The organism is Limimaricola cinnabarinus LL-001, from assembly GCF_000466965.1.
In the GTDB taxonomy this organism is placed as follows: Bacteria; Pseudomonadota; Alphaproteobacteria; order Rhodobacterales; family Rhodobacteraceae; genus Limimaricola; species Limimaricola cinnabarinus.
In genome coordinates, this window is record NZ_BATB01000189.1 from 1 (window position 1) to 528 (window position 528).

A 528-nucleotide genomic window follows, 5' to 3' on the forward strand; every position below is an offset into this window, starting at 1 on the left:
AATCTTCAGAAAAGGGCGCCTGCGGGGCGCCCTTTTCCTTTGCATGCACGAATCGCCGCATTGCGGCATTTTGCAGCAGCGTCGGACGCCATGTGATCACACGTAGAAATGCTGTGATCACATATGTCGGAATTCTGCCGACCATACCCCGAAACCTGTTCTTTCGCGGCATCGGGTGTGTTTGAAGGGGCCAAATCACGGCAACCGAGGACCGGTCCATGAACATCCACGAATACCAGCCAAGGCCCTTCTGCGCAGCTACGGCGCGCCCGTCTCGGACGGACGTCCTGTCATGCGCGCGGAAGAGGCGAAGACGGCGGCTGGCGAACTCGACGGCCCGCTTTGGGTGGTGAAGGCGCAGATCCACGCCGGCGGGCGCGGCAAGGGCAGCTTCAAGGAAGCCGATGCCGGCGAAAAGGGCGGCGTTCGTCTCGCTCGCTCCGTCGAGGAGGCGGCCGAAGAGGCCAAGAAGATGCTCGGCCGCACGCTGGTCACGCACCAGACCGGCCCGGCGGGCAAGCAGGTCAA

At 63.3% G+C, this 528-nt stretch carries 1 pseudogene; it reads left to right on the forward strand.

The features are described from left to right. Nucleotides 1-218: 218 nt before the first annotated feature. Nucleotides 219-528, forward strand: a pseudogene (locus MBELCI_RS19055) (ATP-grasp domain-containing protein); the annotation flags it as partial.